Raw genomic sequence first — 16,587 nt, forward strand, 5'->3', positions numbered from 1 at the left:
AAATCAAATTTGTACTTTTGCACAAAATTAAAAATAATAGAGTATGTTATCAGTTTCTAATTTATCTGTTCAATTCGGAAAACGAGTTTTGTTTGATGATGTTAATACTAAATTCCAAACAGGAAACTGTTATGGGATTATTGGTGCAAACGGAGCAGGAAAATCCACTTTCTTAAAAATTATTTCAGGTGTTCAAGAACCAACTTCTGGTCAAGTTCATTTAGAAAAAGGTAAAAGAATGTCTGTGCTAACGCAAGATCATTATGCCTTTGATGAATTCCCAGTTTTGGAGACAGTGGTAATGGGGAACAAAGAGCTGTTTAAAATTAAAAAGCAAATTGATGATTTGTATGCAGATTATACAGATGAAAATGCTGAGAAGATTGGTGAGCTTCAAATAATTTTTGAAGAGATGAATGGTTGGAATGCCGATTCTGATGCCGCAGCAATGTTATCTAATTTAGGTATTTCTGAAGATTTACATTATACATTAATGAAAGATTTAGATGGTAAACAAAAGGTACGTGTATTAATTGCACAAGCACTTTTTGGGAATCCAGATGTTTTAATAATGGATGAGCCTACCAATGATTTAGATTTTGAAACTATTGCTTGGTTAGAAAACTTTATTGCAAATTTTGACAACTGTGTAATTGTGGTTTCGCATGATAGACACTTTTTAGATGCAGTTTGTACGCATATTTCTGATATCGATTATAGTAAAATAAATAACTATTCTGGGAATTATACGTTTTGGTATGAGTCTAGCCAGTTAGCTACAAGACAAAGAGCACAACAAAATAAAAAGGCAGAAGAAAAGAAAAAGGAATTGGAAGAGTTTATCCGTCGTTTTTCTGCAAACATGGCAAAATCTAAGCAAGCAACTTCTCGTAAAAAAATGATCGAGAAATTAAATGTAGATGAAATTAAGCCTTCAAGTAGACGTTACCCTGCCATTATTTTTGATAGAGATAGAGAAGCTGGAGATCAGATTTTAAATGTAGAGGGTTTATCTAAAAACTTTGAAGGAGATAAATTATTTGATGATGTACATATCAACTTGAATAAAGGTGATAAAATTGCGGTAATTTCAAGAAACTCTAGAGCAGTAACAGCTTTTTATCAAATTATTACTGACAATGAAAAGGCAGATGCTGGTAAATTCGATTGGGGAGTTACAACAACACAGTCTTACTTACCGTTAGATAATTCTTCTTTTTTCCAAGATGGAGAGTTAAATTTGGTAGATTGGTTAAGACAATATGCACAAACAGAAGAAGAACGTGAAGAGGTTTTTTTAAGAGGTTTCTTAGGGAAAATGATTTTTTCAGGAGAAGAAGCTTTAAAGAAAAGTAATGTGCTTTCTGGAGGAGAAAAAGTACGTTGTATGCTTTCTAGAATGATGATGAAGAGAGGGAATGTATTAGTTTTAGATGAGCCAACAAATCACTTAGATTTAGAATCGATACAAGCTTTAAATAATTCATTGATCAATTTTAAAGGAACGATTTTGTTTACAACACATGATCATGAGTTTGCACAAACGGTTGCTAACAGAGTTATTGAATTAACGCCAAAAGGTGCAATTGATAGATATTCTACTTTCGATGATTATTTATCAGATCCAAAAATTAAAGAATTAAGAGATAAAATGTATTCTTAATTTCTAAGAGACACGAGTTTTAGAAGTATTCAATACTTTAATAAAAAAAGACCTCACAAATTTTTAAAATTTGTGAGGTCTTTTTTTATTATTTAGATTAAATTTTTTAAGAATATTGAATGCTATAAAAGAGTGTCTTTGATAACATAAATATCTGCGAAATTCGTGTCTTTTTATTTCTTCTGTAACGGACTAATAATCTTGACATCAGAAAAAGAAATTGCTCCTCTAACAACACCATCTATTGTTTTCTTTAGAGCTTCAATTAATTGCATTTTCAATTGAGATTTATGATAAATTAAACTCACTTCTCTCGCTGGAGGAGGTGTTGTAAATTCTCTTAAATGACTTTTATCTTCATCATTTAAGTCTAATGTGTGTAAGTAAGGTAATAAGGTCATTCCTAATCCTTCTTTAGATAGTTTAATTAAAGTGTCAAAACTTCCGCTTTCTAATTGAAATCCTTTTTTATTATCTACTTTTCGAGTGCTACATAAATTAATGATGCTGTCTTTAAAACAATGTCCATCTTCTAAAAGTAAAATATCTTCCATTTCTAACTCTTCTGCTGTGATGGTTTTATTTTTAGATAATCTATGGTTTTGTGGTATCAACCCAACAAAAGGCTCGTAATATAAAGGTCTTTCTTTTATAGCTTCGTTTTCTAGCGGAGTCGCAGCAAGACCTGCATCGATGTGTCCATCAGTTAATTTTCTTATAATTTCTTCCGTAGTTAATTCTTCAATAATCAACTTTACTTTCGGGTATTTTTTAGTGAAGTTTTGTAAAAACATTGGCAATAGTGTAGGCATAATTGTAGGGATAATTCCCAGTTTAAATTCGCCTCCTATATATCCTTTTTGTTGATGAACAATATCTAAAATTCTATTGCTTTCATCTACAATTACTTTTGCCTGTTCTACGATTTTTTTACCAACTTCTGTTAGCTCAATTGGTTTCTTAGATCGATTAAATATTTTAACACCTAATTCGTCCTCCAATTTTTGAATTTGCATACTCAGCGTTGGTTGTGTTACAAAGCTGTGCTCTGCAGCAACCGTAAAATTTTGGTATTCTGCAACAGACAAAACATATTTTAATTGGGTAATAGTCATTATGTATAAAATTTTTTGATAAAGATATTAAAACTATCAATTATAATGATGCATTATCTGGTTAAATTTCTCATAAATTTGATGTATCAAAAAAAAACAATATCATGAACAAGTCAATATTAGGATTAGATAAAAAAGAAACTGCAAATTTAGTAGGAGAATTAAACGGTTTATTAGCAAATTTTCAAATTTATTATCAGAATTTAAGAGGATTGCACTGGAACATAAAAGGTAAAAACTTCTTTGAATTACATGTGAAGTTCGAAGAGTTTTATACAGATTCTCAAGTAAAAATAGATGAGATTGCAGAACGTATTTTAACATTACAAGGCAAGCCATTACATACTTTTACAGATTATATAAACTTGGCAACAGTTCCTGTTGGAAAAAATATTTCTAATGATGTGGAAGGAGTAGAGTTGGTTGTAAACTCACTTTCAGAATTATTAAAAAACGAAAGAACGATACTAGAATCTTCAGATGAGGCAAATGACGAAGGAACAAACTCTATGATGAGTGATTTTATTGCAGAGCAAGAAAAAACTATCTGGATGTTAAATTCTTGGTTAGGTAAATAATTAATAAAAGAAAGAAACTTGTTGTGTAGAACTTGTTTCAGTATCTTATTACTACACTATTTAATTCCTATTAAAACTAATATAAATGTTAGTTCTAATAGGGATTTTATTCATAGGATAGTTTTTATTTTAGGAAATAAGAAACACCAACTTCAAAGCCTAAAAAAGTATATCCATTATTTGGAGATTGAAAATCAAGGTTAGAAATGTGTCCTATATTACTTCCAATATATAAAGCTGTTTTTTTAGTAGTTTTATAAGAGAACCCTAGAGAAGCATTTTCTAAAAAAGTAAAACCTTTTGCCAAACGCTCTGTTCTAGTGTCTATAGTTGCAACTCCTAAACCTGCTGTAAACTGAAAATCTAAGTTTTTAAGAAACTCTCTCTTTACTACAAACCCCAATTCAAAAGCATATAAGTGCATTGTTTTAGGTGTTGTAAATTCTATTATTTTATCCTCAAAATTTTCTTCTGAAGGTAGTACAAAATAGGAGTTTAATAATTGATGTTTTATAACCTGTATTTGCGGTTGAACAATCAACTCAAAATCAAAAGACCTCCATTTTCCTAAGTTGTAAAATGCTTGTAATTTTAAGGTGTTTGAGGTGTATTTATAATCTTCATCTTCAAATATAAAGTTTTTAGCATTTACTGTATTATATAAAGCCCCAACCTTTTTAATGTTTAGAATTCCTTTTTTATTTTCTTGTGCTTTTACAGTGTATATCAGTATAAAGAATAAGAAAAATAGATAGTGCTTTTTGTACATTTAATAGAAAATTTTTGCTCTATAAAATAGAGATTATGAAAACATTTTAGCAACTTTTTCTGCTTTCCTACTTTCTGAATAATCGTAAAAACCTTCTCCAGATTTTACACCTAATTTCCCTGCCATTACCATGTTTACTAATAAAGGACAAGGAGCGTATTTTGGATTTTTAAAACCATCGTATAAAACATTCATAATAGATAAACAAACATCTAAACCAATAAAATCTGCCAATTGCAAAGGTCCCATTGGGTGTGCCATACCAAGCTTCATTACGGTATCTATTTCTTCTACGCCAGCAACATTATTGTACAAAGTTTCAATAGATTCATTTATCATTGGCATTAAAATTCTGTTTGCCACAAAACCAGGGTAATCATTTACTTCCACCGGAATTTTACCAATCTTTTTAGAAAGTGCTACTATGGTTTCCATAACGGCATTAGAAGTGTTGTAACCTCTAATAATTTCCACCAATTTCATAATTGGCACCGGATTCATAAAATGCATTCCAATAACCTTATCAGCTCTGTTAGTTGCTGCTGCAATTTGGGTTATAGAAATAGAAGAAGTATTGGTTGCTAAAATGGTGTTTTCACCACAAAATTCATCTAATTCTTTAAAAATCTTCCCTTTTAAAACCGCGTTTTCAGTAGCAGCTTCCACGACTAAGTCTGCATTTTTAACGCCGTCTTTAATAGATATAAAAGTGCTAATATTTTTTAATGTCTGGGTTTTATCGTCTTCAGAAATTTTTTCTTTGGCCACCATTCTATCTAAATTCTTAGCAATGGTATTCATTCCTTTTTCTAAAGAAACTTCAGAAATGTCTATTAAACTTACTTTATAATTAAACTGTGCAAAGGTGTGAGCAATTCCATTTCCCATGGTTCCAGCTCCAATAATAGCTATGTTTTTCATGTATATTCTATTTTATTTGGGCGTTTTTACAGGCTTTCGCTACTCGCTTTTTTTGTACCTCAAAAGAGCTCAAACAAACCGCTCAATCCCTAACGCAATTACTTATAAACTCCATTATTTAGTCAAAAAACTATTCGCTTTTTAAAAGTAAATATCGGTTCCTTGTTATTTTTAAATCAATAATCTAGCCCCAAAATGAAGAGGTATGCTTGTGTAGCAAATCTTTTCATTTCAAGCCATACTTAGATAGGATAAAATAATAGATTATCGCTCTGAAATTAAAAACAATCAATAATCATTTGTGCAACTTTTAATGCTTCTGTTCCTTGTCTTAGACTTACTACAGGAGATGTGTTGCTTTTAATTGAACCAGCAAATGACTCTAATTCATCTAAAATTGCATTGTTGTTTTCTACTTCAGGATTCTCGAAATAAATTTGCTTCTTAACGCCTTCAGCATTTTGTAAAATCATTGCAAATTCATCTGGGTTTGCAGGAACATCTTTCATTCTAACAACTTCAGATTCCTTGCTTAAAAAGTTAACAGAAATATAGGCATCCTTTTGAAAAAAGCGAGATTTACGCATGTTTTTCATAGAAATTCTACTTGCAGTTAAATTAGCGACACAACCGTTTTCGAATTCAATTCTTGCATTTGCAATATCTGGAGTTTCAGAAATAACAGCTACCCCACTTGCGTGCACACTTTTAACGTGAGATTTTACAACAGAAAGAATAATATCAATATCATGAATCATTAAATCTAGCACTACAGGCACATCTGTACCTCTTGGGTTAAATTCTGCCAAACGATGACATTCAATAAACATTGGATTTTCAATTTGGTCTTTTACGGCTGTAAAGGCTGGGTTAAAACGTTCTACATGTCCAACTTGTCCTAAAACATGAAATTGACTTGCCAAGGTTTTTAAAGCTTCCGCTTCTAAAACAGTTTTAGTAATAGGTTTTTCAATAAAAATATGACGTCCTTTTTCAATAGCAGATTTAGCGCAATCAAAATGAGATAAAGTAGGTGTTACAATATCTACAACTTCAACAGCATCTATTAAGGCTTCTACAGAATCAAAAGCGGTGTAGCCAAATTCTTCTGCAACACTTGCTGCGTTTTCCTTAGAAGGGTCGAAAAAACCGACTAAGTTGTATTTGTCTGATTGTTGTAATAATCGTAAATGAATTTTTCCTAAGTGCCCAGCACCTAATACTCCTACTTTAAGCATATATTATATTTTTAGTCTTTTAGAGCAAAGTAAAATAACTCTTTTAATATCGTTGTTATTTTAGATTACTTGCTTTGTAGCAACGATGCTCATTATAAGGACGTTAGTTTAGTTTTACTGATTTAAAAATCAGCCAAAAACAAAGATACAATTTTATGCTTATGTATATGGATTAATTACTATTTTTAGACTCCAGAAATTTATAAAAATTGAAAGATACTTCTAAACACCAAGGCCTTAGAAACCAACTTGCTAAAGTACTAAACGCAAAAGGGATTATTGATAAAAATGTATTGAATGCAGTACGTAAAATTCCACGTCATCTATTTATTGATAGTAGTTTTGAGTCTCATGCCTATCAAGACAAAGCTTTTCCTATTGCAGCAGAGCAAACTATTTCTATGCCTTATACAGTGGCTTTTCAATCGCAAACATTGCAAGTAGAGCCTGGTGAAAAAGTGTTAGAAATTGGAACTGGTTCAGGGTATCAAACCGCTGTTTTATTAGAGTTAAAAGCAGAAGTGTATTCTATAGAAAGACAACGTGAGTTGTTTAAGAAAACGTCTCTGTTTTTACCGAAGTTAGGGTATAATCCAAAAAGATTTATTTTTGGAGATGGATATATTGGCTTAAAAGTAGAAGCACCATTCGATAAAATTATAGTGACTGCAGGTGCTCCTTTTGTGCCTAAGCCTTTATTGTCTCAATTAAAAGTAGGAGGTAGATTGTTAATTCCTGTTGGAGATCAAACACAAATAATGACTTTGTTTATTAGAAAATCTGCCACAGAATTCGAAAAACACGAATTAGGAGATTTTGCTTTTGTACCAATGTTAGAAGAGAAAAACTAACTATTTTCTTTTATTTTACCTGTGGATCCATTTTTACTAGGTGTTAACTCATAAATAAAATTAGGTTGTAGGTTTTCTACTTCTCTATGAGAAACAAAAAGTATGGTGGTGTCACTTTCTTTTACAATTTTATTAATCAAAGCAACCACAATAGCTGTTCCTTGATTATCAAGATTGATTAATGGTTCATCTAAAATTAATAATGGTGGATGTTTAATCATGGCTCTTGCTATTAAAACCAATCTTTGAGTTGTAGTAGTAAGATCCTGAAAAGAGGTGTTTCTTTTTCTTTTTAAATTTAATAGTTCAAGCCAATCATCAGCTATTTTAATTTGAAGTGTCGTAGGAGTTTGGTATAAGCCTACGCTGTCAAAAAAACCGGAAATCACCATTTGTGAAATGCTGATTCTTCTTTTGAATAATTCTAAAACTGCAGGACTAAAATAGCCTATTTTTTCTTTTATTTCCCAAACACTTTCACCAGATCCTTTTTTTTTGCCAAACAAATAGACTTCTTGTCTAAAAGCTTTTACATTATTTCCATAAATCATGGATAAAATGGTGGTTTTTCCAGAGCCATTAGGACCAATTAAATGCCAAAATTCATTTTTATTGATGGTCCAATTAATGTTTTTTAAAATAGATCTTTCATCATACTCTACATTTACATTTTGAAGCTTTATAAGCTCTTCTGGTATGTTTTTGTAGAACGTAATCGGTTTAGGAACTTCGCCCTTAAACTCGAAGTCAATTTCTTTAAAAGTATATTTTTCTATAGGAATATTCTCAATAATCTCATCATTTTTAATTTCTAAAACGTTTGTTATTATTGGTAAAATTTCTTCTTTTCGATTAAAAACCTGAATTAAAATAATTTCTGAAGATAACGCAATAAGGTCTTCTTTTAAATTAGAAACAGAGGCAATATCTAAACTTTCAAAAGGGCTGTCTAAAATTAGAAAGTCTGGTTTTTGTTGTAACAAATAGTTCAGTAAAGCCTTTTTTTGTTCACCACTAGACAAGGTTCTTATGCTTCTATTTTCTTTACTTGTTAAGGTTTGCTTGCTGTGTTTTGCTTCTTCGTCTATAAATTTATCTAAAATAGAATTTGAAAATAAAAGTCCTTTTTTGTTTTTTAAATTAGGGAAACTATGTATCCCTTTTAAAATGTTTTCTACTAAAGAACTTTTAGAAGAAAGACTTTTATTTTCAATTGTAAAATGGATGTTCTCCATGGTAATTTTATGAATTTTTGAAAAAAAACCTGAAATTATTAATTATATAGCTCTTTCCCAGTAAGTAGTTTTACCGAATAATGAAAGACCAATATATCCACGAACTTTCAATTTATTAGGTTTAACTAATTCAACATAACTTTTGTATACTTTACCGTTTCTTGGGTCTAAGATAGTACCTCCAGACCATTCGTTACCATCTTTTTCTAAACCAGATAAAATATTTAAGCCTAAAATAGGCTTGTCTTTATTTTCACCTTCACATAAACTACAAACAGCAGTCTTTCTGTCAGGGTTTTTTATATCTATTATTTTAGCGAAGGCTTTTCCGTTTTTTTCATAGATTTCTACAACAGAGTCAACTTTACCCGTTTCATCATTTTTAGAATTCCATTTTCCAAAAATGGTTTGTGAGCTCATAGAAAAAGAAATAATTAATAGTACGAATGTAAAAAGAGATTTTTTCATGTTTTTATTTTTTTTATAAAGACATCGATAAGCGAGGTCTAATTTATTTTAATGGTTTGTAAGTTATAGTTTTATATTAAACAAATATACATTTAGTCATATTTTGCACTAAAATTATTTTCCCATTTTCCTTGAACACGTAAAATCTGTTCAATAATGTCTCTTACACAGCCTTCTCCACCTTTTTTGTAAGAAATATATTTAGAAACGCCTTGTATTTCTGGAGCAGCATCATTTGGGCAACAAGGCATTCCTACCAATTTCATAACCGGGTAATCGGGAATGTCGTCTCCCATATACAATACATTTTCGGGTTTTAAATTGTATTTTTCTACCAATTCGTTGTATTGTTTAATTTTATCGTGAGCACCTAAATAAATGTCTTTGATTCCTAAATTCGCCAAACGAGTTCTAACTCCTTCGTTTTTTCCTCCAGAAATAATACAAACATTTAAGCCTTTATCTACTGCCGTTTTTAAAGCATAACCATCTTTAATATTCATGTGTCTTACTAATTCTCCATCAGGCATAATTGTAACCATACCGTTGGTAAGTACACCGTCTACATCAAAAATTAAAGTATTTATTTGTGGTAATAATTGTTTGTAGCTAATTTCCATATTTATATTTTATAAAACTTCTATACGTTTTTAGAAGTGACATTGTTTGTTGAAAATAAATTTAATCAACCGAATTCTGAATTGACCTCGTTAAAAGTCGATAGATTTCTTGTTGCTTTAGATTCAACAAATCTAAATGATTTTTTATTGTTTTTTTATCTTTTCTAACTGCAGGTCCTGTTTGTGCTTTTTTTGGTGATAAAGATTCTATTTTAGAAGCCGTTTCCTTAATTAAAGGAAGCAAAACTTCAAAAGGTACTTTATGCTCTGTACAAATATCATTCCCAATTTTATAAAGGTGATTGGTAAAGTTGTTTACAAAAACAGCGGCAACATGCAATGCTTTTCTTTGTTCAGAATCTACTTCATAAGTTTTTTCGCCTATAGATTTTGCAATTTTATCAAGTAATTGTTGGTCTTTTTTATTGGTGGCTTCTAAGCAAAAAGGAACGTTATTAAAATTGACTTCTTTTCCTTTAGAAAAAGTTTGTAGCATGTAAAAAACACCTTTGTTATTTTTATTTTTCAACTCGTCAATTGAGCATCCACCAGAGGTGTGTACTACAAGTCTGTTATTTATTTTTGATGAAACTTCTGCAATTGCATCGTCAGAAACGGCAATTATAGTAATATCTGCTTTCGGAATTTTTTCTAAATCTCTAGAGTTTATTTGTGTAACTGAAATAGTATCAGCTTTTAAAAAAGCAGTATATAAATGTGTGGCAACATTTCCTTTTCCTACGAGTAATACAGATATCATAAAACGAAGATATTGTTTTTTTTAGAGGATTACACAAGGAATTACTAAATTAGCAATCATAAAATAATGATAGAAATGAAAGAATCTAAGAAACTAGGAATAAATACTACTTGTGTACATGTTGGAGAGGTGAAAGACGAACAGTTTAAAGGAGCTGTTTCTCCTATTTATACTTCTACTTCTTATGCTTTTGATGGTGTAGATGTTAAACGTTATCCGCGTTATTTTAACACGCCAAATCAAGAAATGTTACATAAGAAAATTGCTGCCTTAGAAAAAACAGAGGATGCTTTAATTTTTGGTTCTGGAATGGCAGCTATTTCTGCAGCATTATTTGCTTTTTTACAAAAAGGAGATCATGTAGTTATACAGCAAGTAATTTATGGTGGAACTTATAATTTTATAGTTTCAGAATTTGATAAATTTGGAATTGAGTACTCATTTACAGAATCTGATAAAGTAGAAGATTTTAAATATTTGATAAAAGAAAACACAAAAGTCTTGTATATAGAAACGCCTTCTAATCCGTTATTAGGTATTACAGATATGAAAGCAATTGCTGCTTTGGCAAAAGAAAACGGTATTCTAACAATGATAGATAATACGTTTGCATCACCTATAAATCAAAATCCTATAGATTTCGGAATTGATATTATGTTGCATTCTGCTACTAAGTATATGGGAGGTCATTCTGATATTTCTGCAGGAGCCATTGCCGCAACTACAGAGCATATTGAAAGAATATGGAAAACGGCCATCAATTTTGGAGGAAATTTAAGTGATCAAACTGTTTGGTTGTTAGAAAGAAGTTTAAAAACACTGAATTTACGTGTAAAAGAACAGACTAAAAACGCCCAAAAAATGGCTGAGTTCTTAGAAAATAACACTGACATTGATAGGGTTTATTATCCCGGATTAAAAAGTCATCCGCAGTATGAATTGGCAAAGAAACAAATGAAAGGTTTTGGAGCAATGATGTCTTTTGAGTTATCTAAAGGAATTGATGCAATGAAATTTCAGAATCATTTACAATTGATAAAACCATCAATGAGTTTAGCAGGTTTAGAAAGTACCACAGTAAGTCCTGTACAAACAACACATGCTTTATTAAGTGAAGAAGAACGTTTAGAAAGAGGAATTAAAGATGGTTTAATTCGTTTTTCTGTAGGTATAGAAGAATCAGAAGATTTAATTGAAGATATTTTACAAGCAATAAAAAAAGCAAAGAGTTAAACTCTTTGCTTTTAATGTAAAAAGGAATAATAAATTCTACATGTGATCTAATTGGTGGTGTTCGTCAATTAATGGACCACCTTCAATAATGTGTTCTGATGCTTCATTTGCAAATTTCTCAAAGTTTAAGTGGAAGAAGTGTGCTAAGTGAATTGCTTTACTAATATATGCACTTTTGTTTATCCAAGTATTCATTGGGTTTAACATTTCAGTAGGTACGTTAGGGCAATATTTTGGCATAAATAATCCGAAAATTGGGTGTTGTTCAAATTCGATGTTATCTAAACTTCCGTTTAAAATTTCAGTAATCATTGCTCTTGTGTATTTTAATTTAATACGAGAACCAGTTCCGTAAGGACCTCCAGACCAACCTGTGTTAATTAACCAAACATTTACACCTGCTTCAGTCATTTTTTTACTTAGCATTTCTGCGTATTTTGTTGGGTGTAATGGCATAAAAGGCTCACCAAAACAAGCAGAGAAAGATGGTACTGGCTCTGTAATTCCTGCTTCTGTACCTGCAACTTTAGCAGTATATCCAGAGATAAAGTGGTATGCAGCTTGTCCAGGAGTTAATTTAGAAACTGGAGGCAATACACCAAAAGCATCTGCAGTTAAAAAGAAAATATTTTTAGGGTTACTTGCATAAGAAGGTTTTGCAATGTTATCTATGTGATAAATTGGGTAACTTACACGTGTGTTTTGTGTAATTGTGCTATCCATATAATCTACATCTCCATCTTTATTGAATACTACGTTTTCTAATAAAGCGCCTGGTTTAATTGCTCTAAAGATATCTGGTTCTTTTTCTTCTGATAAATCAATTACTTTAGCATAACATCCACCTTCAAAGTTAAAGATATTGTTTTCTGCTGTCCATCCATGCTCATCATCACCAATTAATTTTCTTTTTGGATCTGCAGATAAAGTTGTTTTTCCTGTTCCAGATAATCCGAAGAAAATTGCTGTATCTCCATCTTCACCAACATTTGCAGAACAGTGCATTGGTAATACATCTCTTTCTACTGGTAATACTAAGTTTAATGCAGAGAAAATACCTTTTTTAATTTCTCCTGTATAAGCAGAACCTCCAATTAAAGCAATTTTATCTGTAAAGTTAATGATAGAGAAGTTTCCTTGACGAATTCCGTACGCTTTTGGGTCATCACAAACATAACCTGGTGCACATAAAACTAACCATTCTTCATCAAAATTAGCTAACTCTTCTTCAGAAGGTCTTAAGAACATGTTAAATACAAATGAACTAGACCAAGGATATTCTGTTACTGTTCTAATATCTGTTTTGTAAGTTGGATCTGCACAAACATAACCATCTCTTACATATAATTCTCGGTTAGATAAGTAATCTACAACATTCGCTTTTAATTTATCGAAGTTTTCTTGAGAAACTGGTTTGTTGGTTTTTCCCCACCAAACTTTGTCTGCTGTATAGTCATCTTTTACAATAAATCTATCTTGAGGAGATCTACCAGTAAATTTACCTGTGTTAATAGCTAAAGTTCCATTTTTGGTTTCTTTACCCATTCCTTTTTCAATAGTAATTTTTTGAAGTTCAGCAGGAGATAAGTTCCATTTTACAGTTACGTTTTTTAATCCGTAGGTTTCCATGTTTCTGTTGGTTTCCATAATTTTATATTTATTAATTAATGTGTATTACAATTGCCAATTTGTTGGCTTTTATATTATTGTTTTTCTATACTGTAAAATTACTCACATTATAGAGGTTGTTTTATGACATATATCATACTGGCGCCGAACAGCAAATTTTTATGATAATCCTAACAAAAAGATGCCCACTTTATATAAAATTAAATACGAAAACGTAATAGAAATAATTTCTTATTACGTTTCTTTAAAAAATGATTATTTTTGATGATTCAATTTGTTGTTTTGTTGTAGATTAATTAATAAAACGATGAATTTGTTGTCTATTTTAAGACAACAGAATGTTTTTTATAGTAAAAACTGATAAAAAATTAATTTATATTAAATAAGTACATTATATATGAAATTAGATATTTTGGCTTTTGGGGCCCATCCAGATGATGTAGAATTGGGCTGTGGAGCTACTATTGCAAAAGAAATTTCTTTAGGAAAAAAAGTAGGAATTGTAGATCTTACAAGGGGTGAATTAGGTACTCGAGGTTCTGCAGATTTAAGGGATATTGAGGCTGCTAATTCAGCAAAGATTTTAGGGGTTTCTGTACGTGAAAATTTAAGGTTTTCTGATGGTTTTTTCACCAATGATAAAAAGCATCAATTAGCTATTATTAAAATGATACGAAAGTACCAACCAGAAATTGTTTTGTGTAATGCTGTTGATGATCGTCATATAGATCATGCAAAAGGAAGTAGTTTAGTTTCTGATGCATGCTTTTTAAGTGGTCTATTAAAAATTGAAACAGAAGTAGGAGGAGAGTTGCAAGAAAAATGGCGACCAAAATTAGTATATCATTATATACAATGGAAAAATATAACTCCAGACTTTGTAATTGACGTTACCGGGTTTATGGATATTAAAAAGAAATCTGTAATAGCCTACACTTCTCAGTTCTATGATCCAACAAGTAATGAGCCTGAAACACCTATTACAAGTAAGAATTTTACAGATAGTGTAGATTATAGAGCAAAAGATTTAGGAAGATTGATTGGAGTGGAATCTGCAGAAGGCTTTACTACAGAGCGTTATGTGGCTGTAGAAAATTTAAGTAAATTAATTTAATATTTTATTTTGTTGAATTAGAAAAAAGATATATATTTGCAGCCGCAATTATATGGTGGTTGTAGCTCAGTTGGTTAGAGTATCGGTTTGTGGTACCGAGTGTCGCGGGTTCGAGTCCCGTCTTCCACCCAGAAAAACAAAGCTTCTTAGAAATAAGAAGCTTTTTTTGTGCCCATAGTTTTTTTGAAATTAGTTTGGGACGATAAGTTTGTTTTGAGCTGAGTCGAAAGGAGTCCCGTCTTCCATCCCCAAAAAAAAATAAAGTTTTTTAGAAATAAGAGGTTTTTTTGTGTCCTTACTTTTTTCTGATGATGTTTTATAAAATGATGAACTGTTGGTTAGAAAAACCTAAAAACCAATTTAAAATACTTTTATCTATGCTTTTTATCAAGCTTGCTTGTAATATTTAGAAAAGTCTTTACCTATTATGTGTTTTCTCTTCTCTAAAGTAAAATAAAAGTTTATTTTTACGCAAATTTTACAACACAACAAATTTATAATGAAAAAATACACGTACACAGAAAAAAAAGACACTCGTTCAGGTTTTGGAGATGGTTTAACAGAATTAGGTAGAACAAACCCAAACGTAGTTGCCTTATGTGCAGATTTAATTGGTTCTTTAAAAATGGATCAATTTATTGAAGAAAACCCTGAGAGATTTTTCCAGATTGGTATTGCAGAAGCAAATATGATTAGTATTGCTGCAGGATTAACAATTGGAGGTAAAATTCCTTTTACAGGTACATTTGCTAACTTTTCTACAGGTAGAGTGTATGACCAAATTCGTCAATCTGTGGCGTATTCTGGTAAAAACGTAAAAATTTGTGCATCTCATGCAGGAGTTACTTTAGGAGAAGATGGCGCAACACACCAAATATTAGAAGATATTGGGTTGATGAAGATGTTACCAGGAATGACGGTTATTAATACGTGTGATTACAACCAAACAAAAGCAGCAACAATTGCAATTGCAGATTTTGATGGACCTGTATATTTACGTTTTGGTCGTCCGAAAGTACCAGTATTTATGCCAACAGATGAAAAATTTGAAATAGGTAAAGGAATACAATTAACAGAAGGAACAGATGTAACTATTGTTGCAACAGGACACTTAGTTTGGGAATCTTTACAAGCTGCCGAACAATTAGAAGCAGAAGGAATCTCTGTAGAGGTAATTAATATTCATACCATTAAACCTTTAGATGAAGATATTATCTTAAAGTCTGTTGCTAAAACTGGTTGTATTGTTACTGCAGAAGAGCATAATAAATTAGGTGGTTTAGGAGAAAGTGTTGCTAGAACTTTAGCTTTAAACACACCTACACCTCAAGAATTTGTTGCTACAGATGATACTTTTGGAGAATCTGGAACACCAGAACAATTAATGGCTAAATATGGTTTAGATGCTGCCGCAGTTGTAAAAGCTGTTAAAAAAGTAATTTCTAGAAAATAAAAGCGTTAGTATTTTAAAGATCTTTAATAGTAACTTAAAATAATAAATGATGAAGAAAGTAATTTTAATGTTTTGTTTGGCCGTTGGATTTACACAATTTTCAAATGCTCAGATAGATTTTGGTTTAAAAGCAGGTGTAAACTATAATAATGCGGGAGAAGACTCTTTTAAAGAATCCTCAGCAGATATTATAGATGGAGGAGCAGAAGCTAAGACTGGTTATCATGTAGGTTTGTGGTTTAGAGGAGATATTCCTGTTTTAGGTGGTTTATACTTAAGACCAGAAATTGTTTATACACAAGTTAAAACAGAATTTGAATTACTAAGTGATTCAGATGATTATTCATTTAAGAAATTAGATGTACCTGTTTTAGTAGGTAAAAAATTCTTAGGATTTGCAAATGTTTTTATTGGTCCTTCTTTTCAATACATTTTAGATGATGAAATTAGTTATAAAGAATTTACTTCTGATGAACTTGATAAATTCTCTGTAGGGCTTCAAATGGGAGTAGGAGTAGAATTTGGTAATATAGGTGTTGATGTACGTTGGGAAAGAGGTTTGACTAACAATGAGGCTAATTTTGTTACAGATAATTTTACCGTAGATAACAGAACAAATCAAATAATATTTGGACTTTCTTTAAAATTATAAGTACACAAATTATTTAATATTAAAAAAGCTCTTGAAATTTTCAAGAGCTTTTTTGTTTTCTGTTGTTTTCCAGTCTGAGTGTAATAGAACTGTAGAGGTTTATTTTTATTAGGTATTAGAAACCTCTTTCTATTATTTGTTCTACGATTCTATAAAGGGGATATTAGGTTACAAGTTGTGCATTTCTGTTTTATTGTGACTTTAGTAAAATCGGTTTGTGATGTTTTAAGCTAGATGTATCTAAAACTCCTTAAAATGGTTATGTTGATGAAAACTCTATTCATTTAA

16 protein-coding genes and 1 tRNA gene are annotated in these 16,587 nt (G+C 30.9%); 8 read left to right on the top strand and 9 right to left on the bottom strand.

Features of this window, described 5'->3' with window-relative positions; all coding sequences use genetic code 11:
* The first annotated feature begins 43 nt into the window (after positions 1-43).
* A complete protein-coding gene (locus tag H0I28_RS02665) occupies positions 44-1,663 on the top strand; it encodes an ABC-F family ATP-binding cassette domain-containing protein (RefSeq protein WP_218760358.1) in 1,620 nt (539 codons plus the stop codon).
* 173 nt (positions 1,664-1,836) lie between these two features.
* Here H0I28_RS02665 and H0I28_RS02670 read toward each other — a convergent pair whose 3' ends face one another.
* Entirely contained in the window at positions 1,837-2,778 is a 942-nt protein-coding gene (locus H0I28_RS02670; protein WP_208888933.1) for a hydrogen peroxide-inducible genes activator, read from the bottom strand.
* Positions 2,779-2,882: 104 nt separating this feature from the next.
* On the opposite strand from H0I28_RS02670, the gene H0I28_RS02675 reads away from it, so the two are divergent.
* Positions 2,883-3,356, top strand: a complete 474-nt coding sequence (locus tag H0I28_RS02675; RefSeq protein WP_218752713.1) for a Dps family protein — start codon at positions 2,883-2,885, stop codon at positions 3,354-3,356.
* 124 nt (positions 3,357-3,480) lie between these two features.
* On the opposite strand, the gene H0I28_RS17545 is transcribed toward H0I28_RS02675, so the two are convergent.
* The 3 genes from H0I28_RS17545 to H0I28_RS02690 form a co-directional block, all read right to left on the bottom strand.
* The gene (locus tag H0I28_RS17545; RefSeq protein ID WP_254712824.1) at positions 3,481-4,125 is read right to left on the bottom strand and encodes an acyloxyacyl hydrolase; all 645 of its coding nucleotides are present in this window, start codon (positions 4,123-4,125) and stop codon (positions 3,481-3,483) included.
* A 33-nt stretch (positions 4,126-4,158) separates the two neighbouring features.
* Positions 4,159-5,046 (bottom strand): 3-hydroxybutyryl-CoA dehydrogenase, encoded by an 888-nt coding sequence (locus H0I28_RS02685; RefSeq protein ID WP_218760359.1) that lies wholly within the window; start codon positions 5,044-5,046, stop codon positions 4,159-4,161.
* Positions 5,047-5,324: 278 nt separating this feature from the next.
* Entirely contained in the window at positions 5,325-6,284 is a 960-nt protein-coding gene (locus H0I28_RS02690; protein WP_218733133.1) for a Gfo/Idh/MocA family protein, read from the bottom strand.
* 209 nt (positions 6,285-6,493) lie between these two features.
* Between H0I28_RS02690 and H0I28_RS02695 the strand changes: the two genes are divergently transcribed.
* Positions 6,494-7,135, top strand: coding sequence for a protein-L-isoaspartate(D-aspartate) O-methyltransferase (locus H0I28_RS02695; protein ID WP_165730401.1), 642 nt, complete (start codon positions 6,494-6,496; stop codon positions 7,133-7,135).
* Here H0I28_RS02695 and H0I28_RS02700 read toward each other — a convergent pair.
* The 4 genes from H0I28_RS02700 to H0I28_RS02715 form a co-directional block, all read right to left on the bottom strand.
* Positions 7,132-8,370, bottom strand: a complete 1,239-nt coding sequence (locus H0I28_RS02700) for an ATP-binding cassette domain-containing protein (RefSeq protein WP_218760360.1) — start codon at positions 8,368-8,370, stop codon at positions 7,132-7,134. The two genes, H0I28_RS02695 and H0I28_RS02700, sit on opposite strands and share 4 nt — an antisense overlap.
* Before the next feature lie 42 nt (positions 8,371-8,412).
* On the bottom strand, positions 8,413-8,838 hold the full coding sequence (locus H0I28_RS02705; RefSeq protein WP_218733135.1) for a DUF2147 domain-containing protein: 426 nt from the start codon (positions 8,836-8,838) through the stop codon (positions 8,413-8,415).
* Positions 8,839-8,930: 92 nt separating this feature from the next.
* A complete protein-coding gene (locus H0I28_RS02710; protein WP_218760361.1) occupies positions 8,931-9,458 on the bottom strand; it encodes an HAD family hydrolase in 528 nt (175 codons plus the stop codon).
* 61 nt (positions 9,459-9,519) lie between these two features.
* Entirely contained in the window at positions 9,520-10,218 is a 699-nt protein-coding gene (locus tag H0I28_RS02715) for a Rossmann-like and DUF2520 domain-containing protein (protein WP_218760362.1), read from the bottom strand.
* 75 nt (positions 10,219-10,293) lie between these two features.
* Here H0I28_RS02715 and H0I28_RS02720 point away from each other — a divergent pair, with 75 nt between their 5' ends.
* Positions 10,294-11,451: a PLP-dependent aspartate aminotransferase family protein gene (locus tag H0I28_RS02720; RefSeq protein ID WP_218760363.1), complete on the top strand. Its 1,158-nt coding sequence runs from the start codon at positions 10,294-10,296 to the stop codon at positions 11,449-11,451.
* A gap of 36 nt (positions 11,452-11,487) precedes the next feature.
* On the opposite strand, the gene pckA is transcribed toward H0I28_RS02720, so the two are convergent.
* Positions 11,488-13,098: a phosphoenolpyruvate carboxykinase (ATP) gene (gene pckA, locus H0I28_RS02725; protein WP_218760364.1), complete on the bottom strand. Its 1,611-nt coding sequence runs from the start codon at positions 13,096-13,098 to the stop codon at positions 11,488-11,490.
* A 379-nt stretch (positions 13,099-13,477) separates the two neighbouring features.
* Between pckA and bshB1 the strand changes: the two genes are divergently transcribed.
* From bshB1 to H0I28_RS02745, 4 genes are all read left to right on the top strand, one after another.
* The gene (gene bshB1 / locus H0I28_RS02730) at positions 13,478-14,194 is read left to right on the top strand and encodes a bacillithiol biosynthesis deacetylase BshB1 (protein ID WP_218760365.1); all 717 of its coding nucleotides are present in this window, start codon (positions 13,478-13,480) and stop codon (positions 14,192-14,194) included.
* Positions 14,195-14,248: 54 nt separating this feature from the next.
* A tRNA-His gene (locus tag H0I28_RS02735) sits at positions 14,249-14,324 on the top strand.
* Between the two features lie 369 nt (positions 14,325-14,693).
* Complete coding sequence (locus H0I28_RS02740; RefSeq protein WP_068451827.1) at positions 14,694-15,647, top strand: transketolase family protein; 954 nt, start codon at positions 14,694-14,696, stop codon at positions 15,645-15,647.
* Between the two features lie 49 nt (positions 15,648-15,696).
* On the top strand, positions 15,697-16,299 hold the full coding sequence (locus tag H0I28_RS02745; protein ID WP_218760367.1) for a porin family protein: 603 nt from the start codon (positions 15,697-15,699) through the stop codon (positions 16,297-16,299).
* Positions 16,300-16,587 lie beyond the last annotated feature (288 nt).

It is taken from the genome of Polaribacter sp. AHE13PA, from assembly GCF_019278505.1.
Taxonomy (GTDB): Bacteria; Bacteroidota; Bacteroidia; order Flavobacteriales; family Flavobacteriaceae; genus Polaribacter.